This window comes from Capillimicrobium parvum, from assembly GCF_021172045.1.
Taxonomy (GTDB): Bacteria; Actinomycetota; Thermoleophilia; order Solirubrobacterales; family Solirubrobacteraceae; genus Capillimicrobium; species Capillimicrobium parvum.
On sequence record NZ_CP087164.1, the window covers coordinates 2,675,895 to 2,693,522 of the forward strand.

Consider the following 17,628-nt stretch of genomic DNA (forward strand, 5'->3'; position numbering starts at 1 on the left):
TTCAGCGCGCCGTCGGCTTCGGCAGTGCGGGGGGCGGCCCGCGGCGGCGGTGGCGGCCGAGACGGCCGTGGGCGTGCAGCGCCGGGACGAGCAGGAGGGCGACGTTCGCCAGCCGGTAGGCGGCGACGACCGGGACGGCGGTGGCGAGCCCGACGCCGACCCAGGTCAGCGACAGCGCGAGCAGGACCTCCGTCGCACCGACGCCGGCGAGCGGCAGCGTGCGGCGCGTGGCGGCGTAGCCGGTCGAGTAGGCGACGATCGTCTCCGCGGCGCCGAGGTGGACCCCGAAGAGGCGCAGGGCCGCGTAGAGGGTCGCGATGTCCGCCGCCCAGTACAGCGTCATGCCCCACCACGCGGCCGCGTACCGGATCGGGTGGCGGACCAGTTCGTGCAGCATCCCGACCCCGTCGAGGGCGTGGCACAGCGCCCGCCGCAGCCGGCCCCCGTCGCGGACGCGCAGCCGGCGGTCCGGCGCCGACGCCCACAGGCCGATGGCCAGGCCCGCCGGCACCCCGATCGCCCACGACCACAGCATCGCCCGCTGCGCGGACGAGCCCTCGAGCAGCAGCGCGATCGCCGCGACGCACGTGGCCGGTGCGAGCACGGCGTACTCGAGTGCGCCGAGGCCGAGGACGCGGACGGTCGAGTCGCGCGAGTCGTAGCCGGCCTCGTCCAGCGCGCGGCGGTCGACCGCGAAGCCGCCGCCGAGCGCGAATGCGCCGAATCCCGCCGTGACGACGTCCGCCGCGTCGCGCGTGGGCAGCGGCTCGCAGCCGCCCGCCGCCGTGACCGAGCGGAACGCGGCCGTGTAGCCCGCCAGCGCGAGCACCTGCCCGGCCACGCCGAGGGCGATCCAGCCCGGATGGATCGGCCAGGCGTCGCGGACGACGTTGTGCCAGCCCGCCACCGTGGCCACGCCGATGAGCGCGCCCGCGGCGATCATCACCGCGATCACCGACAGCGGAAGGCGGTGGCGGTGCAGCCGCTCGGAGCGTCCGGGCGCGCCCAGCTGCGTGGGCGGCGCGGACGACCGGCGCCGTCCGCGCCGTGCTGAGACCGAGCCCGGCATGTACGGGCGGTGTTACCGCGCGACGCGCCTCGGCAAGCGTCCGCGGTCGCGGGCCGGACGGCCGCCCGCGCTGCGGTCCGTCCCCGTGCGCGGCGCGGTGAACTGCGGATGGCGGGGCTGCGGCGGGTGCGCGATCATGGCTCCGACCCAGAGGAGGCTCGCCATGACCGACCGCCCGCAGATCGACGACGAGAGCGCCACCCCGCCGCAGGGCGACGAGCTGCTCGACGGCGCGCAGCACCAGGCGGTCAGCGGCCGCGCCGCCGCCGGTGCGCATGTCGACGACGAGGGCGGCACGCCTCCCCACGGCGACGAGCTGCTCGAGGGCGCGCCGCACGAGTAGACCGCGGCGGCGCGACGCAGTACGGTCGGCGCCATGGCCAAGGTCAAGCTGCACCGCTGCTCGTACACGTTCCTGCACACGAACCTGGACTCGTGCTGGAAGGTGCAGAAGGCGCTCGACGAGCAGGGCATCGACTACGAGATCGTCAAGCACGGCTACCTGCGCGGCGCGAGGCCGGACATCGTCGAGATGACGGGCCAGAAGCTGCTGCCGGTGCTCGAGCTCGCGGACGGCACCGCCTACCGCGCGGAGTCGTCGGACATGGCCGCGCGCGTGCGCGCCGGGGACCTGCCCGGCCCGTCGTAGCCACGGCCGGGGGGCTCGAGCACCGGGCCCACGTGCGGCGACGGATACGCTGCGGGCCCCATGTCCGACGCCCCGAGAATCTCCGCCCACACGATCCCCGCCCCCGAGGCCAGCGAGCGCATGCGCGCCCAGGCCACCGCGTCCTACGAGGCACGCCCCGACGAGGTCAACCGCGTGCTCCTGCTCTACTCGGGCGGGCTCGACACGAGCGTCATGCTCAAGTGGATCCAGGACGAGTACGAGGCCGAGGTCGTCACCCTCACGGTGAACCTGGGCCAGCCCGGCGAGGACTACGGGGTCGTGGAGGGCAAGGCGCGCCAGCTCGGCGCGGTCGACACCTTCGTCGTCGATGCGCGCGAGGAGTTCGCGCACGAGTACGTCCTGCCGGCGATCAAGGCCAACGCGATCTACGGGCTCGGCTACCCGCTGTTCACGGCGCTCGGCCGGCCGCTCATCGCCAAGCTCGCCGTCGACTACGCCCGCCGGGCGGGCTGCGACACGATCGCGCACGGCTGCACGGGCAAGGGCAACGACCAGGTCCGCATCGAGGCGACGGTGGCGACGCTCGCGCCCGAGCTAAAGATCATCGCGCCGGTGCGCTCGTGGGCGATGGGCCGCGACGAGGAGATCGCGTACGCCCGCGAGCACGGCATCCCCGTCAAGGGCGGGACGGAGGCGGCGCCGTACTCGATCGACGACAACCTCTGGGGCCGGTCCTCGGAGGGCAAGTGGATCGAGGACCTCTCGCATGCGCCCGAGGACGACGTCTTCCAGCTCGTCACGCGGCCCGAGGAGGCCCCGGACGAGCCGCAGATCCTGACCGTCGACTTCGAGGCCGGCGTGCCGGTCGGGCTCGACGGCGAGCGGCTGGGGCTGGTGGAGCTCATCGAGCGCGCGGGCGACATCGGCATGCGCCACGGCGTCGGGATCGTCGACCACATCGAGGACCGGATCGTCGGCCTGAAGGTGCGCGACATCTACGAGGTGCCGGCGGCGGAGATCCTGCTCACGGCACACCGCGAGCTCGAGAAGCTCGTCGGCACCATCCATCAGAACCAGTTCAAGCCCGAGCTCGACCGCCGGTGGGCGTACCTGGTCTACGCGGGGCTCTGGTACGAGCCGCTGCGCACCGATCTCGACGCCTACATGGAGTCCGTCAACGCGCGCGTGACGGGCCGGATCGGGCTCAAGCTGTACAAGGGCTCGGTGCGCGTGGTCACGCGTGAGTCGCCCAACGCGGTCTACGACGCGCAGCTGGCGACGTTCGCCGAATCGGGCGGGCTGTTCTCGCAGCAGGCGTCGCCCGGCTTCATCGAGATCTGGTCGCTGCAGTCGCGGCTGGCGTGGCGGCTGCGCCAGAGCGGCGAGGCGGGGACCGAATAGCCGAGCCCGGTCGCGGGGAGGAAGCACACGTGTTCTACAAGCTGCTGGGCCTGCTGATGTGGAGGGCCATCAAGTTCTACATCAGCCGCAAGGTGCCGAAGAAGGCCGTCGCCGCCGGGCTCGTCGTGGTGGGCATCGGGGTCGTGTCCGCTGCCGCGGCGGGCACGGCCAAGTCCGGCCGGAGCGAGTAGCCGGCGTGGGGTGGGGGCGGGTGCTCTGGCGTCCGCGGCCGCCCGTACATTGGCGTTCGTGACCGCCAGTCCCGACGGCTCGCCGATGGACTCCCCGCTCGAGATCGAGCGGGTCGAGTGGCTGCCGTGGACGCCGGAGGTCCTCGAGGTCCGGGTGTCCGGCCGCTGGGGCGGCGCGGTGCCGCGCGAGCCCGTCGAGCTCGTCGTCGACGCGGCGGGCGTGCGGCGGCGTTTGCGCTCGACCGGCGCCGAGGTGGACGCCGCCGGGCTGTGGCAGGCGAGCTTCGCCGTCCCGGTCGAGCTGCGGTCGTCGCTGGCGGCGCACCTGGCGCTGCAGTCGGGCGACCGGGAGCTGGCGCTCCCAGCCGCCCTGCCGGGCCCGGCCGACGGGACGCCGGCCCCGCCCCCGGCGACGGTGGTCGACCCGGGCGTGTTGGCGTCGATGCGCGCCCGCCGGGAGAACCAGGCCGACGAGGGGCTGCTGCGCCGCGCCCAGGCGGCCGAGGCGACCGCGGCGACGCTCGAGACGCAGCTCGGCCACGTCGAGGTCCGGCTGCGCGACGCGCTGGCCGAGCACGACCGGGCGGGCGCGCGCCTGCGCGCCGCCGAGCAGGGGGCGGAGGCCGAGCGCCGGGTGCGCTCGGAGGTCCAGGAGGAGCGGGTCGCCGCGCAGGCGCAGGCCGAGCGCGACGTGCGGGCGCTGCGCGAGCGCGTCCGGGCGGCCGAGGAGCATGCGGCCGCGCTGGCCGGCGAGATGGACGCGATCCGCCGCGAGGGCGCCGAGGCGCAGCAGGCGGCGGCGGCCGCCCGGGCCGCGGCGGAGCGGGCGATCCGCGGTGCCACGGCGGACGGCGGCGCGGAGGCGCGGCGGGAGATCGAGCGGCTGCGCGCCGATGCCGCGTCGCTGTCGGGGCAGCTCGCCGGCGAGCGGCGGTCGCGGGCGGCGGCAGAGGCCGATCTGGCGCGGCAGGCCTCGCGCGTGGCGGAGGTGCAGGCGACGGTCTCGCGGCTCGAGGGCGAGCTCGCGCGCCGCGGCGACGTCCAGCGCGGCGTGCGGGACGAGATCGCGTCGCTGCGCGAGGCGCTCGAACGAGTGCGCGCGCAGGCCGAGGCGCAGGCGGTGCAGGGGTCCGGCGCGCGGGCGGCGCTCGAGGAGCTCAAGACGGTGGCCGCCGGGCTGCGGGAGCGGATCGAGGAACTCGAGCATGCCGAGCGCGTGGCGCGGGCGGCGGCGCGGCAGGCGGGGGACGCGCTCGAGGAGCGCACGCGCGAGCTGTCCCGGGCGAGCATGGAGCTCGAGCGCCTGCGGACCGAGCTCTCGGTGGCGCGCGCGGCCGACGAGGCGCGGGTGGCGGCGGTCCGCGAGGCCGAGCGGGCGGTCGAGGCCGCGCGGCGCCAGGCGGCCGAGCTGCAGGTGCGCCTGGACGACGAGACGCGGCGTCGCTTCGAGGCCGAGGCGGCGCTGCGGGTCGAGCTGCAGCGCGAGCGCGAGGCGTTCGGTGCCGAGGTGGCCGCCGCCGAGCGCGAGGTGGCGGCGCGGATCGCGGCGGAGCGCGAGGCCTACGAGGAGCAGGCGACGGAGATCGAGCGGCTGGTGGGCGACGTCCGGGCGACGCTTGCGCTCGCGGGGGAGCAGCTCGGCACACGGCTCGAGGAGGCCGAGCGGCGGCGCGATGGCGCCCTCGCGGAGCGCGATGCGGCGATCGCCGAGCGCGACGCGGCGCTGGCCGGGGTCGAGGCGACGAAGCGCGAGATCGCGGCCGAGCTCCAGGACGCCTCGGCCGAGCGTGTCGAGCTGGGCCGCAGGCTCGCCGAGGCCGAGGCGTCGGTGGCCGAGGCGCGCGAGAGCGTGGCGCGGGCCCGGCATGCGGCCGAGGCCGAGATGATGGACGCCGGGGCCGACCTGGCGCGGCAGCTGACCGACGCGGAGGCGGCGCGGGACGCGCTGTCGGCGCAGGTCGCGGCCCGCGACGAGGAGCTGGCGCGGTTGCGGGCGCTCGTGGATGAGGCGACCCGAGGCGAGGACGAGCTGGGCCGGCTGGTGGAGGCCGTGGCCGAGCGGGCGGGGGCCGTGGCACAGGGCTTCGAGCGCGCGGTGGCCGGGCTCGCCGCCCGCATCGACGCGGAGACCGGCGGCCTGCGCGCCGAGCTCGATGCGGAGCGCCGGGCGCGGTGGGTCGCCGAGCAGGAGCTCGCCGCCGAGCGTGCGCGCGGTGCCGAGGGCGTCCACGCGGCGGTCGCCGACTCGCTGGCCCGCACCGAGCTCGAGTCGATGCGCCGGGATCTGGCGGCGGCGCAGGAGCAGCTCGCGGGCGAGCGCGCGCGGTCCGCCGAGGTCCAGGAGCAGCGCGAGGCGGCGACCAGGGTCGTGGCCGACCTGGGCGCGGCGGAGTCGCGGCTGAAGCAGCGCGAGCCCATCCCGCCCGACGACGAGCCCTCGCCGCCCGACGCCCCTGAGCCCGTCGATCCGACGCCGATTGATCCCGCGGCTGCCGCCCCGGCCGCGGCGATCGACCCCGCCGCCGCCGGCGAGCCCGCGCCGTTCGAGGTCGCCGCGGCCGGCCGATCCGCCCCGACCGACGCCGACGCGGACGCCGAGCCCACGCCGCTCGCCACGCGGATCGCCCCGGCCGCCGGTCGCCGCACCACGCCGTGGCTGGCGCGCTCGTTGCGGGCGCTTTCCCGTACCGACCCGGACGCCGCCGCCGCGCTCTTCCTCGCGCTCATCCCGGCCCAGGGCGGCCTGCTGCGCGATCCGCTGACCTACGCCCTGCTCGTCGACGACCACGGCGCGTACCGCGTCGACGTTCGCGCGGATGGGGCGACGGTCGAGCCGCGCTCCGCTGCGGAGGCCTCCGAGGGGACCCAGGTCACCGTCGGGGGGGCGATCGAGATGCTCGCGCCGCTCGCGGCCGGCGACGCGCCCCGGCGCCTGCGTGGCGTCCGGATCGGCGAGGGCCGCCGGCGCAAGCTGCGCAAGCTCGTGAAGGCCCGCCGCGCCCCGCTCGACCTCGCCGAGCTCGCCCGCCGCGGGATCGAGCTCCCGCCGGCGCCGCTGCTCGCCGCGCTGGCCGCCGCGGTGGAGCCGGCATGGACCGCCGGCCACGCGTTCAGCGTCCGCTACGACGTGACCGGCGCGGAGACCGTCGACGTCGTCGTCCCGTCCCATGGGCGGCCGACGGTCCGTCGTGCCGGCGCGGGCGAGCACGCCCCCGGGCCGGACGCACGGACTGCCGCCACGGTCACGCTGCCCGCGGCCGCGCTGCCCGCCGTCCTCGCCCGCACCGATCTCCCCGCCGGCACGCAGCCGCTGGTCTCGGGCGACCCGCACACGGCCGCGATCCTGCACAGCTGGTTCGACCGCGCGCAGGGCATCCCGGGCGGCTGAAGCAGGCGTCGCGCCCTCAGGTCCGGTCCGCGCACCGCAGCCGGTACAGGACGTGCCGCCGCAGCCGGTGCCCCTCCGGCACCAGCGGATGATCGAAGTCGTCCCGCGGATCGTGCGTCATGCCCAGGCGCTCCATCACGGCCCGCGAGCGCGCGTTGGCGACCGCGGTGAACGACACGATCTCCTCGAGGCCGGCCGCGCCGAACCCGTAGCCGGCCGCCGCCCGTGCGGCCTCCGTCGCATAGCCGCGGCCCCACGCCTCGCGCGCGAGGCGCCAGCCCACCTCCACCGCCGGCGTGAAGGCCGCGTCGAACGACGGCCGCGCGAGGCCGGTGAACCCCGCGAAGGTCCCGGTCTCGACGACGTCGACCACCCACAGCCCGAAGCCGTCGCGGGCGAACCCCGCCTCGATGGCGCCGGCCAGCGCATCGCTCTCGGCCCGCGTCAGCGGCGCGACGAAGTGCTCCATGACCTCCGGGTCGGCGTTCATCCGCGCGAACGGCTCGCGATCCTCGTCGCGCCACCGGCGCAGCAGCAGGCGGGGCGTGCGCAGCTCGTCCACGGCGGGGAGTATGGCCGCGGTCCGGTCCGGTCCGGTGCGGTCCGGTGGTGCGGTGCGGTGCGGTGCGGTGCGGTGCGGTGCGGTGCGGTGCGGTCCGGTGCGGTCCGGTCCGGTGCGGGTCGGGCGCGGTCGGGTGCGGTCGGGTGCGGCGCCGCCCGCGCGCGGCGGGCGGCCGGTCCGCCGAGCCCACCGCGACCGATGCACGGAGATTGCGGGCAGCGCCCCCTCGCCGTCCGATCGGCGCGCTAGCTTCCCGGTCCTCGTGAGCCCCGCGGCCTGCGCCCACCTCCACGTTCACAGCGAGTACAGCCTGCTCGACGGCGCGTGCAAGATCGACGCCCTCGCGGCCCGTGCCGCGGCGTTCGACCAGCCCGCCCTCGGGCTCACGGACCATGGCGTGATGAACGGTGCGGTCGAGCTGTTCAAGGCGTGCGCGAAGCAGGGCATCAAGCCGATCGTCGGCTGCGAGGTCTACCTGGTCGACGACCACGCCAAGCGCGGTGAGCGCCAGGAGCGCAACCACCTCACGCTGCTGGCCGAGACCGACGAGGGCTACCGCAACCTCGTCAAGCTCTCGAGCCTCGGCTACCTCGAGGGCCTCTCGCGCGGCAAGCCGAGCGTCGACCTCGCCCAGGTCGCCGCCCACTCGGCCGGCATCATCGCCCTCACCGGCTGCCTGGCCTCGCGCTTCTGCCAGCGCCTCATCTCCGACCGGCCCGGCGAGGCCCGCGCCCACGCGGACGACCTCCTCAACGTCTTCGCCCCTGAGAACGTCTTCTTCGAGGTCCAGAAGAACGGCCTCGCCGACCAGGACAAGGCCAACGAGGGCATCGTGCGGATCGCGCGCGAGCTGGGGCGCCCGCTCGTCGGCACCGCCGACGTGCACTACCTGCGCCGCGAGGACTACCACCACCACACGGCGCTGCTGTGCGTGCAGACGAAGTCGACGCTCGCCGCGCCGAAGATGACGTTCGAGACGAACGAGTTCTTCCTGAAGGACAACGGCGAGATGGAGACCGCGTTCGCCGAGTGGCCGGAGGCGGTGCGGACGACGCTCGACATCGCCGAGCGCTGCGACGTCTCGATCGAGCTCGGCAAGCAGCTCATCCCGAGCTACCAGACGCCCGACGGGAGCGACGAGCGCACGTACCTGCGCCGGCGCGTCGACGAGGGCCTGCGGCTGCGCTACGGCGATCCCGTGCCCGCCGAGGCGCGCGAGCGGGCCGACATGGAGCTCGGCGTCATCGACCGGATGGGCTTCAACGCCTACTTCCTCATCGTCTGGGACTTCGTCAACTACGCGAAGTCGAACGGGATCGCGGTGGGGCCGGGCCGCGGCAGCGCCGCCGGCTCGATCGTCGCCTACTGCCTGTCGATCACCGACGTCGACCCGCTGCGCTACGACCTGCTCTTCGAGCGCTTCCTGAACCCCGAGCGCGTGTCGATGCCGGACATCGACATCGACTTCTCCGTGCGCGGGCGCGAGCGCGTCATGCGGTACGTGACCGAGAAGTACGGGCGCGAATCGGTGGCGCAGATCGTGACCTTCGGCAAGATGTTCCCGCGCGCGGCCACCCGCGACGCGGCGCGCGTGCTCGGCCACGACTACGGCGTCGGCGACCGGCTCGCGAAGCTCATCCCGGACCCGATCATGGGCCGCCCGCCGAGCTTCGAGGACTGCCTGCGCGAGGGCGAGGAGCTCAAGAAGGCCTACGACGAGGACCCCACCGCCCGCCAGATCGTCGACGTCGCCCGCGGCCTCGAGGGCATCGTGCGCAACTCGTCGATCCACGCCGCGGCGGTCGTCATCGCCGACCGCCCGCTGACCGAAATCGTCCCGCTGCAGCTCGCCGACGCGGGCACCGTCGACGAGGACGGCAACCGGGAGTTCAAGACCGTCACCCAGTTCTCCATGAAGCCCGTCGAGGAGCTCGGCCTCCTGAAGATGGACTTCCTGGGCCTGCGCAACCTCGACGTCATCGAGGACGCGCTCGACATCATCGAGCGCTCCACCAGCGAGCGGCCGGACATGACGACGCTGCCGCTCGACGACGTGACGACCTACGAGATGATGGCCCGCGGCGACTCGATCGGCGTGTTCCAGTTCGAGTCCGAGGGCATGCGCGAGGCGCTCAAGAAGGTCCAGCCCACGGAGTTCGACGACCTCGTCGCGCTCAACGCCCTGTACCGCCCGGGCGCGATGGACCAGATCCCGACGTACGCGCGCGGCAAGCGCGAGCCCGAGTCGATCGCCTTCCCCGACGACCGCCTGCGCCCGATCCTGCAGCCCACCAAGGGCGTGATCCTGTACCAGGAGCAGGCCATGCAGATCTCCAAGGAGCTGGCCGGCTTCAGCGGGGCCAAGGCGGACGACCTGCGCAAGGCGATCGGCAAGAAGAACCGCGAGGCGATGGCCAAGCTCGAGCCGGAGTTCCGCCAGGGGTGCCGCGCCTCGGGGACGTCGGAGCAGGTCATCGACTGGCTGTGGACCACGAACGAGAAGTCCGCCGACTACTCCTTCAACAAGTCGCACGCCGCGTGCTACGCGCTCATCGCCTACCGCACGGCGTGGCTGAAGGCGACCTACCCGGCCGAGTACATGGCCGCCCTGATCTCCAGCGTGATGTCGACGAAGGACAAGGTGCCCTTCTTCGTCGCCCGCTGCGAGGAGATGGGCATCGAGATCCTGCCCCCCGACGTCAACCTGTCCGACCACGAGTTCACGGTCGTCGAGGGCAACATCCGCTTCGGCCTCGACGCGGTGAAGGGCGTCGGCTACCAGGCGGTCGAGGCGATCAAGAGCGCCCGCGAGGAGAGCGGCCCGTTCGAGTCGCTCTGGGACTTCTGCGCCCGCGTCGACGCCCGCGCCGTCAACAAGAAGGCCATCGAGGCCCTCATCCGCTGCGGCGCGTTCGGCTCGACCGGCGCGACCCGCAAGGGCATGCTCGCCGTGCTCGAGCAGGCCCAGGCGGCCGGCGCCAAGCAGCAGCAGGACGCGCTCACCGGCCAGGGCTCGATCTTCGACCTCGAGCCGGTCGGCGGCCCGGCCACGGCGTTCGCGATGCCCAGCCACCCGCCGATCCCGTCCGAGGAGTTCGAGCAGAGCGAGCTGCTCGCCGTCGAGAAGGAGGCCATCGGCCTGTTCATCTCGGCGCACCCCCTCAAGGAGGTCCGCGAGGCGCTGCGGCTGAAGGTCGACTGCCCGCTCGCAGACCTCGAGCACCGCAAGGACCAGGAGTGGGTGACCGTCGGCGGCATCGTCGCGCAGGCGAAGAAGATCCGCACGAAGTCCGGCAGCACCATGATGTTCGCGACGCTCGACGACCTCGAGGGCTCGGTGGAGATCGTCGTGTTCGAGCGGGTGCTCGCCGAGCAGGAGGCGGCGCTCGCGGTCGACGAGATCGTGCTCGTCCGCGGCCGCGTCGACCACAAGGACGCGACGAAGACCGCGGTCGTCGTCCAGTCGGCCGAGCCGTTCAAGCCGACGCCCGAGGAGGTCGAGCGGGCGCGCGAGGAGGTCCGCGCGCTGGCCAAGCGCAGCGCGCCCAAGCCATTCGCGGTCCACGTCGACGCCGCCCGCCTGCCGGCGAGCATCATCGACGAGCTCCGGACCCTCCTCGGCAGCCACCCCGGCGAGAGCGAGGTGCTCCTCCAGGTCCACACGTCGAGCGGCCATAGGCTGCTGCGTCTCGGTTCGGAGTACCGCGTCTCGGCCACCGCCATGCTCCGCGCCGAGCTCGACCACGTGCTCGGCGAGGCGCTGCTGCCCGCGGCTTAGCGGCGCCGGGACCGGCCGCAGGGCCGCCGAGGAGCCGATTCGAGCGCCGATTTCCCCGGCTCCAGTCGTCCCTCGAACAAAACCGGACCAGGCGTTGACAAACCGGTAATGTCGGAACGGCGGCCTCCCACCTTTCCGCTGGACCGGGGGTGGGAGGCCGTAGTTGTCTCAATTGCTGGACCGGGGATGGGAGGCTTCGCCGAGGCATACCCCGGCACGGAATGTGGGCAAACGCCGTCTCAGTTCCGGCCGGCCGGCGCCGGCGCTACCTGCGCGCCGCCAGGCCGCGCTCGCGCAGCGTGACGCAGTGCTCGATCTCCTCCGCCGTCGGCCCCTTGCGGTCCTCGCCCGGGGTCTCGAGTACGCACGGCAGTCCCTCGAAGCGCGGCTCGGACAGGAACGCCGCGCAGCCGTCGTCGCCCAGCTCGCCCTCACCGACGTTCGCGTGGCGGTCGCGGTTGGCCCCCAGCGGCGTCTGCGAGTCGTTGAGGTGCAGCGAGCCCAGGCGGTTGGGCCCCACCTCCGCGATGCAGTCGTCGAGCACCGAGCTCAGCCCCTTCGCCGTGCGGATGTCGAAGCCGGAGGCGAACAGGTGGCACGAGTCCAGGCACAGGCCCAGGCGGGCATCGCCGCCCGCCGCGTCGAACAGCGCGGCGAGCTCCTCGAAGGACCGCCCCAGCGTGCCGCCCGTCCCCGCGGTGTTCTCCAGATGCAGGGCGCAGCCCTCGCTCTCCGCGAGCGCCTCGCGGATCGTCGCGCCCGCGCGCTCGATCGCCGGCCTGACCTCACCCGCCTTCGCCGAGCCCGGGTGCAGCACGACCGCGTGGGCGCCGAGCGCCGCGCCCGCCCGCAGCGACGCGATCAGCGAGGTCAGCGACTTCGAGCGGATCTCATCGTCGTCGGAGGCGCAGTTGAGCAGGTACACGGCGTGGATGAGCAGCGCGTCGACGTCCGAGCGCGCCATCGCCTCGCGAAACGCGGCAACCTGCTCGTCGGAGTACACCGTCGGCTTCCACGCGCGCGGGTTCTGGTTGAAGATCTGGATCGCGCGGCAGTGCTTCTCGACACCGCGCTCGACGGCCTTCGCGGGGCCGCCGGCAGGCGAGACATGGGCGCCGATGAGCATGACGCCGCGATGTCTAGCATGCGGCCCTCATGCGGGTCCGCTTCGCTCCATCTCCCACCGGCGCTCTGCACATCGGCGGCGCGCGCACCGCCCTCTACAACTGGCTCGCGGCGCGCCACGACGGCGGGACGCTCGTCCTGCGCATCGAGGACACCGACCGGGAGCGCTCGACGCCCGAGAACGTCGAGCAGATCCTCGACGCGCTGCGCTGGCTGGATCTCGACTGGGACGAGGGGCCGATCTTCCAGACGGACCGCCAGGACCGTCACGTCGAGGTGATCGAGCGCCTGCTCGCCGACGGCCACGCGTACCGCTCGACCGCCACGGCCGACGATGTGAAGGCGTACAAGGAGCGCCACGGCCACGACCGCGGCTTCCGCGGCGAGTCCGAGGACGGGGGCGCCGTCCGGCTGCGCGTGCCTGACCAGGGCGCCACCGTCGTGCGCGACGTCGTGCGCGGCGAGACCGCCTTCCAGCACGTGCACCTCGACGATCCCGTCATCGCGCGCGCCGACGGCACGCCGCTCTACAACCTCGCGGTCGCGGTCGACGATCTCGACGCCGGCATCACCCACGTCGTGCGCGGCGACGACCACTACTCCAACACCCCGAAGCAGCTGCTCGTGCTCGAGGCGCTCGGCGCGACCCAGCCGGTCTACTGCCACCTGCCGCTCCTGCACGGCCCCGACGGCAAGAAGCTCTCCAAGCGCCACGGCGCCGCCTCCGTCCAGGAGCTGCGCGACGCCGGATTCCTGCCCGAGGCGGTCCGCAACTACCTCGCGCTGCTCGGCTGGGGCGCTGCCGACGACGAGACGATCCTCTCCACCGAGGAGCTCGTCCGCCAGTTCACGCTCGAGCGCGTCCAGCGCAACCCGGCGCGCTTCGACGAGAAGAAGCTGCGCTGGATGAACGGCCAGTACATCCGCGCGCTGGGCGTCGACGACCTCACCGCCCGTCTCGAGGCGTTCACCGGCCGCGAGGGGCTGCGCGGCGCGGTCGAGATCTCGCGGGAGAAGATCCAGACGCTGGCCGACTTCTGGCCGCTGGCCGGAACGATCTTCGACGGCCCCCGCGACGACGACGCCAAGGCCCGCGAGCAGTGGCTGACCGGCGAGGGCCGCGCCGCGCTGGCCGCCGCGCGGGACGCCCTGGCGCCCCTCGACGACTTCGGCGTCGACCAGGTCGACCTGGCGCTGCGCGGCGTCGTGGACACGCTCGGCGTCAAGCCGAAGCAGGTCTTCCAGCCGCTGCGGGTGGCGCTGACCGGCACCACGATCTCGCCCGGGATCTTCGAGATGATCGCGCTGCTCGGGCGCGATGAGACGCTTCGGCGCATCGACGCCGCCTTGGCTTCGAGCTAGTGGGCCCCCGCAAACGTCGCACCCGAGATGCGGGGCGCCGATCACCGCCAGGCTGTGTCCTCGACCACTCGAAATCCCAGAGGGATTCCTTCGGGTCTGCGTCCTTGCCTGGCGGCGCCGGCATCCGCATTTCGAGCACAACGTTCCCGGGAGACCCACTGGCACGCAGAGGCCGCTGTCGGGGCGGCCGGAATGGGGGCTCAATCATCCGTCCATGCCTGCCGATAACCGGGGCAGCCGCCCTGCCGATGACAGGGCCACATGCCTGCGAGAACCGGAATCCCCGAGGACACCCCCGATATGAGCCAGAACGCCGCCGCCGCGGCCGCCCCTGCGCCGCGCTCGGCTTCCCCCGCGCAAGCGGCCGGCGGTCGCCACAACGAAGGTCACGGACGCCGCCTGACCGCCGCATTCGAGGCGCTCGAGTCGTTCCCGGCCCTGGCCGAGTCGCGCAACCGCCTGCTGCGCGTGGTCGGCCAGGAGCGCGTCTCGGCGGGTGACGTCGTCGCCGCCGTCGAGTCCGACGTGGCACTGGTGATCTCCGTCCTGCGCCTCGCCAACCAGGTCGAGGGCCGCACGCGCGGCAAGGTCGAGTCGGTGGTCAAGTCGGTCGAGCTGCTCTCGCCCGAGGCCGTCCAGTCGCTCGCCAGCCGCGCACGCACGTTCGACTTCTTCGAGCGCACCGCCACGTGGGACGCGGCCCCCGAGCGCTTCCGCCTGCACGGCGTCGCCACCCAGCGCGCCGCCGATCGCCTCGCCACCGAGACCGGATACGACGAGCGCGACCGCCTCATGGTCACGGCGCTGCTGCACGACATCGGCAAGCTCGTCCTCATGCACGCGTACCCGGGCTATCCGGGCCAGGTCCACGGGCAGGCCCGCACGCCGGAGGAGCGCATCCATCGCGAGCGCCGCGAGCTCGGCGTCGACCACGCGCTCGTCGGCGGCGTGCTCGCCCGCCGCTGGGGGCTGCCCAAGGCCGTCGCCAGCGCGATCGAGCGCCACCACGCCGACGACGGCACCGAGGACTCCGCGTACGTCCGCCTCGCCGACATGCTCGCGCACTACGCGCAGGGCTCCGCGGTGTCGCCGACCGAGCTCCTGAAGTGCGCGCGGATCATCGGCCTCGGGCCGGCCGAGCTGCGCACGGTGATGTACGACCTGCCGTATCCGCAGACCGGCCGCAACCGGGCGATCGACCCGTGCCCGCTGTCGGCCCGCGAGCTCGAGGTCCTCAAGCGCCTCGCCGAGGGCAAGGTCTACAAGCAGATCGCGCTCGAGCTCCAGCTCTCGACCAGCACGGTGCGCACGCACCTGCACAACATCTACGGCAAGCTCGGCGCCGTCGACCGCGCCCAGGCGGTCCTGCTCGCGACCGAGCGCGGCTGGCTTTAGGAGCCCCTAGCCCGTCCCCCTCCGCTCGCTCCGCGCGGTCGCCGCGCGCAGCACCAGCCACGCGGCGAGGATCCCGGCGGCATCGACGGCGAAGTCGATCGGGTCCGCGTCGCGCCGCGGCACCCAGGACTGGTGGATCTCGTCGAGGCCGGCCCAGGCGAGCGTGATCAGCGCCGCCGGCAGCGCCCGACGGTCGAGCGCCCACCACCAGAGCGCGAACAGCACGGCGAACTGGCCGAAGTGCACGGCTGAGGTGGCCAGCCGCGCCCACGCGCCGAGATCCGGCCCCACGTCGGGCTGGCTCGACAGGTACCAGATCAGCGCCATCAGGGCGACCGGCGGTGCGATCCGCAGGACGCGTGTCATACGATCGGCGGTGGCCGTGCTGTCCATCACGAGCAAATCACCCTACGCACTGCAGGCGCTGACCGAGCTCGCCCGCTCCGACGGCGACGCGCCCGTCCCGATCGCCGAGCTCGCCCGCCGCCGCGCCATCCCGGTGCAGTTCCTCGAGCAGCTCTTCGCCATCCTGCGCCGCGCGGGCCTCCTGCGCTCGCAGCGCGGCGTGAAGGGCGGCTACCTGTTCGCCCGCCTCCCGCGCGAGATCACCGTGCTGGAGGTCGTCGAGCTCCTCGACGGCCCGTTCGGCCGCGACGCCGTCGGCATCTTCGCCGAGGCCGCCGCGGCCGCCCGCGCGGTGCTCGAGTCGACGACGATCCAGGACGTCGTCGATCGCGAGGTCCGCGACGCGGGCGTCGCGATGTACTACATCTGAGCGGCGCCCGGACACCGGCGCGCGCCGGTCAGCCCGCGAACCAGATGCTCACGCGGCAGCCGGTCCCGCTGGAGTCGATGTCGACGGACGACGCCATCGACGCGATGAGCGGCAGGCCGAGGCCGAGGCCGGGGCTGTCGGGCCGCGGGCGCATCCCGTCGCCGTCGTCCTCGATCTCGACGCGCAAGCCGGCGCTGTCGCCCACCTCGGATCGGGCGCGGACGCGGACGCTGCCGGGGCGGTCGGCGGGGTAGCCGTGGACGATCGCGTTGGTCACGGCCTCCGAGACGCACAGCGCGACGGCCTGATCGTCGAGGCCGCACGTCGCGGCCAGCGTCGCAATCGCCTGGCGGGCGACACGAACGCTCGACGCGATCGCCGGAAGCTCGAGATTCACCGGCTCGGGCGCCGTCATCGGCGTGCTCGTCCTAGCGGCCATCGCGGATGGTCGCAGCCGGGTCCGCTGATCCGCGGCGCGGTCACGGTCGTCCCGGCTGTCGCTCGTGCCGGACCATCACCGGGCGTCCCCGCTCGGCAAGCGTCCGGCGTGGCGTCCGCGGCGCATGCGCCATCGACGTCCGCAGGCGACTCATGACCATCCGTGTCGCCGGGGCGGCGCAGCTCCGAACGGACGCTGTCACCTCGGAAACCACGAAGGGCTCGCCCGACGGGGAAGGGGAAGGACCGCGAGCCCGGCGCGCTTCAGCCGTGGAGGCTCGCGCCGTAGGACTCGGGGGGGTCGTCCTGGCGGTGGCGGCCGCGGGCGACGTCCACGACGAGGAGGACGAGCGGGACGAGAACGATGAGGGAGACGATCACGATTGCCATTGGAGTGCCTTTGCGTCCGGTGGAGGGGACGAGGGAGAACCTGCCACCGCAAGGTCGGGCATCGGTCGGGAAGCGGTAGGAAAACGGTCTGAACGCATCGCGGCGAAGTGGGCACGGTCTGCGTCGGGCGGCGTGGCTACTCTGCGGGCTGCAATGGCATCAATCCCGATCAACATCGCGGAGTACGTCGGCCGCACGCCCATGGTGCAGGTCACGCGGCTCGTGGGGCCCGACACCGCCGAGGGCGCGGAGGTCTACGCCAAGGTCGAGTCGTTCAACCCGGGCGGCAGCGTCAAGGACCGCATCGGCGTCGCGATGATCGAGGCGGCCGAGCGCGAGGGCCGCATCGAGCCGGGCCGGACCACGATCGTGGAGGCCACCTCGGGCAACACGGGGATCGCGCTGGCGTTCGTCTGCGCCGCGAAGGGCTACGACCTCGTGCTCACGCTCCCGCAGGGCATGAGCCGCGAGCGCGATGCGCTGCTGCGCCTCTACGGCGCGCGCGTGGAGATCACCGAGTCGATGGGCGGGATGAACGAGGCCGTCGACGCCGCCCGGGCGATGGCGCGCCGCGACGACGTCTTCCTGCCCGAGCAGTTCTCCAACCCCGCCAACCCCGAGGTCCACCGCCGCACGACCGGTCCCGAGATCCTCGAGCTGCTCGACCGCGTCGACGTGTTCGTCGCCGGCGTCGGCACCGGCGGGACCATCACCGGCGCCGGCGAGGCCCTCAAGGCCGCCCATCCGAGCTGCCGCATCGTGGCGGTCGAGCCGGCCTCCAGCGCGGTCCTCTGCGGCCGCAGTCCCGGGCCGCACCGCATCCAGGGCATCGGCGCCGGGTTCGTCCCCGACGTCCTCAACCGCGAGCTGCTCGACGAGGTGATCCCGGTCAGCGACGAGGCCGCCCTGGAGACCGCGCGCGATCTGTCGCGCGTCGAGGGCATCCTCGCCGGCATCTCCGGCGGCGCCGCGATGTGGGCCGCGCTCGAGATCGCCAAGCGCCCCGAGTCCCGCGGTCAGCGCATCGTCACGATCCTCCCGGACTCGGGCGAGCGCTACGTCTCAACGCCGTTCTTCGCCCCGTAGGCGAGGCGCCCGCGGAAGCCGAGCCTCCGGGCCCCGT

The 17,628-nt window shown here is 73.8% G+C and carries 16 protein-coding genes; 10 read left to right on the top strand and 6 right to left on the bottom strand.

The window, feature by feature from the left end; genetic code table 11:
* Nucleotide 1: 1 nt before the first annotated feature.
* Nucleotides 2-1,069 (bottom strand): flippase-like domain-containing protein, encoded by a 1,068-nt coding sequence (locus DSM104329_RS13125; RefSeq protein WP_259315892.1) that lies wholly within the window; start codon nucleotides 1,067-1,069, stop codon nucleotides 2-4.
* A 163-nt stretch (nucleotides 1,070-1,232) separates the two neighbouring features.
* Here DSM104329_RS13125 and DSM104329_RS13130 point away from each other — a divergent pair, with 163 nt between their 5' ends.
* The 5 genes from DSM104329_RS13130 to DSM104329_RS13150 are packed head-to-tail and all read left to right on the top strand — an operon-like array spanning nucleotide 1,233 to nucleotide 6,680.
* Nucleotides 1,233-1,412, top strand: coding sequence for a hypothetical protein (locus DSM104329_RS13130; RefSeq protein WP_259315893.1), 180 nt, complete (start codon nucleotides 1,233-1,235; stop codon nucleotides 1,410-1,412).
* A 33-nt stretch (nucleotides 1,413-1,445) separates the two neighbouring features.
* Nucleotides 1,446-1,718 carry a glutathione S-transferase N-terminal domain-containing protein gene (locus DSM104329_RS13135; RefSeq protein WP_259315894.1) on the top strand — a complete coding sequence of 91 codons (273 nt, stop codon included), beginning with the start codon at nucleotides 1,446-1,448 and terminating at the stop codon, nucleotides 1,716-1,718.
* Between the two features lie 60 nt (nucleotides 1,719-1,778).
* Nucleotides 1,779-3,101, top strand: coding sequence for an argininosuccinate synthase (locus tag DSM104329_RS13140; RefSeq protein WP_259315895.1), 1,323 nt, complete (start codon nucleotides 1,779-1,781; stop codon nucleotides 3,099-3,101).
* 29 nt (nucleotides 3,102-3,130) lie between these two features.
* The gene (locus tag DSM104329_RS13145) at nucleotides 3,131-3,292 is read left to right on the top strand and encodes a hypothetical protein (RefSeq protein ID WP_259315896.1); all 162 of its coding nucleotides are present in this window, start codon (nucleotides 3,131-3,133) and stop codon (nucleotides 3,290-3,292) included.
* A 58-nt stretch (nucleotides 3,293-3,350) separates the two neighbouring features.
* Entirely contained in the window at nucleotides 3,351-6,680 is a 3,330-nt protein-coding gene (locus DSM104329_RS13150; RefSeq protein WP_259315897.1) for a hypothetical protein, read from the top strand.
* A gap of 16 nt (nucleotides 6,681-6,696) precedes the next feature.
* Here DSM104329_RS13150 and DSM104329_RS13155 read toward each other — a convergent pair whose 3' ends face one another.
* Nucleotides 6,697-7,242: a GNAT family N-acetyltransferase gene (locus DSM104329_RS13155; RefSeq protein WP_259315898.1), complete on the bottom strand. Its 546-nt coding sequence runs from the start codon at nucleotides 7,240-7,242 to the stop codon at nucleotides 6,697-6,699.
* Between the two features lie 262 nt (nucleotides 7,243-7,504).
* Here DSM104329_RS13155 and dnaE point away from each other — a divergent pair, with 262 nt between their 5' ends.
* Nucleotides 7,505-11,020, top strand: a complete 3,516-nt coding sequence (dnaE, locus tag DSM104329_RS13160) for a DNA polymerase III subunit alpha (protein WP_259315899.1) — start codon at nucleotides 7,505-7,507, stop codon at nucleotides 11,018-11,020.
* A gap of 265 nt (nucleotides 11,021-11,285) precedes the next feature.
* On the opposite strand, the gene DSM104329_RS13165 is transcribed toward dnaE, so the two are convergent.
* Nucleotides 11,286-12,146, bottom strand: coding sequence for a deoxyribonuclease IV (locus DSM104329_RS13165; RefSeq protein ID WP_259315900.1), 861 nt, complete (start codon nucleotides 12,144-12,146; stop codon nucleotides 11,286-11,288).
* A gap of 29 nt (nucleotides 12,147-12,175) precedes the next feature.
* Between DSM104329_RS13165 and gltX the strand changes: the two genes are divergently transcribed.
* Together gltX and DSM104329_RS13175 are read left to right on the top strand one after the other, a co-directional pair.
* Complete coding sequence (gltX, locus tag DSM104329_RS13170) at nucleotides 12,176-13,507, top strand: glutamate--tRNA ligase (RefSeq protein ID WP_259315901.1); 1,332 nt, start codon at nucleotides 12,176-12,178, stop codon at nucleotides 13,505-13,507.
* A gap of 300 nt (nucleotides 13,508-13,807) precedes the next feature.
* Nucleotides 13,808-14,902 (top strand): HDOD domain-containing protein, encoded by a 1,095-nt coding sequence (locus DSM104329_RS13175; protein ID WP_259315902.1) that lies wholly within the window; start codon nucleotides 13,808-13,810, stop codon nucleotides 14,900-14,902.
* 6 nt (nucleotides 14,903-14,908) lie between these two features.
* Here DSM104329_RS13175 and DSM104329_RS13180 read toward each other — a convergent pair whose 3' ends face one another.
* The gene (locus DSM104329_RS13180; protein WP_259315903.1) at nucleotides 14,909-15,295 is read right to left on the bottom strand and encodes a VanZ family protein; all 387 of its coding nucleotides are present in this window, start codon (nucleotides 15,293-15,295) and stop codon (nucleotides 14,909-14,911) included.
* Between DSM104329_RS13180 and DSM104329_RS13185 the strand changes: the two genes are divergently transcribed.
* Entirely contained in the window at nucleotides 15,279-15,677 is a 399-nt protein-coding gene (locus DSM104329_RS13185; RefSeq protein ID WP_259315904.1) for an RrF2 family transcriptional regulator, read from the top strand. The genes DSM104329_RS13180 and DSM104329_RS13185 overlap by 17 nt on opposite strands.
* Before the next feature lie 28 nt (nucleotides 15,678-15,705).
* Here the strand turns inward: DSM104329_RS13185 and DSM104329_RS13190 are convergent, their stop codons facing one another.
* Together DSM104329_RS13190 and DSM104329_RS13195 are read right to left on the bottom strand one after the other, a co-directional pair.
* Nucleotides 15,706-16,092: an ATP-binding protein gene (locus tag DSM104329_RS13190; RefSeq protein ID WP_259315905.1), complete on the bottom strand. Its 387-nt coding sequence runs from the start codon at nucleotides 16,090-16,092 to the stop codon at nucleotides 15,706-15,708.
* Between the two features lie 287 nt (nucleotides 16,093-16,379).
* A complete protein-coding gene (locus DSM104329_RS13195; protein ID WP_259315906.1) occupies nucleotides 16,380-16,505 on the bottom strand; it encodes a hypothetical protein in 126 nt (41 codons plus the stop codon).
* Nucleotides 16,506-16,658: 153 nt separating this feature from the next.
* On the opposite strand from DSM104329_RS13195, the gene cysK reads away from it, so the two are divergent.
* Nucleotides 16,659-17,591, top strand: coding sequence for a cysteine synthase A (cysK, locus tag DSM104329_RS13200; RefSeq protein ID WP_259315907.1), 933 nt, complete (start codon nucleotides 16,659-16,661; stop codon nucleotides 17,589-17,591).
* Nucleotides 17,592-17,628: the final 37 nt, after the last annotated feature.

Bases quoted from the DNA above. Each gene is read 5' to 3' on its own strand.
- DSM104329_RS13190 (WP_259315905.1), bottom strand. From the start codon at position 16,092: ATGACGGCGCCCGAGCCGGTGAATCTCGAGCTTCCGGCGATCGCGTCG.
- DSM104329_RS13140 (WP_259315895.1), top strand. From the start codon at position 1,779: ATGTCCGACGCCCCGAGAATCTCCGCCCACACGATCCCCGCCCCCGAG.
- DSM104329_RS13130 (WP_259315893.1), top strand. From the start codon at position 1,233: ATGACCGACCGCCCGCAGATCGACGACGAGAGCGCCACCCCGCCGCAG.
- DSM104329_RS13125 (WP_259315892.1), bottom strand. From the start codon at position 1,069: ATGCCGGGCTCGGTCTCAGCACGGCGCGGACGGCGCCGGTCGTCCGCG.
- DSM104329_RS13175 (WP_259315902.1), top strand. From the start codon at position 13,808: ATGAGCCAGAACGCCGCCGCCGCGGCCGCCCCTGCGCCGCGCTCGGCT.
- DSM104329_RS13135 (WP_259315894.1), top strand. From the start codon at position 1,446: ATGGCCAAGGTCAAGCTGCACCGCTGCTCGTACACGTTCCTGCACACG.
- gltX (WP_259315901.1), top strand. From the start codon at position 12,176: ATGCGGGTCCGCTTCGCTCCATCTCCCACCGGCGCTCTGCACATCGGC.
- DSM104329_RS13195 (WP_259315906.1), bottom strand. From the start codon at position 16,505: ATGGCAATCGTGATCGTCTCCCTCATCGTTCTCGTCCCGCTCGTCCTC.
- DSM104329_RS13165 (WP_259315900.1), bottom strand. From the start codon at position 12,146: ATGCTCATCGGCGCCCATGTCTCGCCTGCCGGCGGCCCCGCGAAGGCC.
- cysK (WP_259315907.1), top strand. From the start codon at position 16,659: ATGGCATCAATCCCGATCAACATCGCGGAGTACGTCGGCCGCACGCCC.
- DSM104329_RS13180 (WP_259315903.1), bottom strand. From the start codon at position 15,295: ATGGACAGCACGGCCACCGCCGATCGTATGACACGCGTCCTGCGGATC.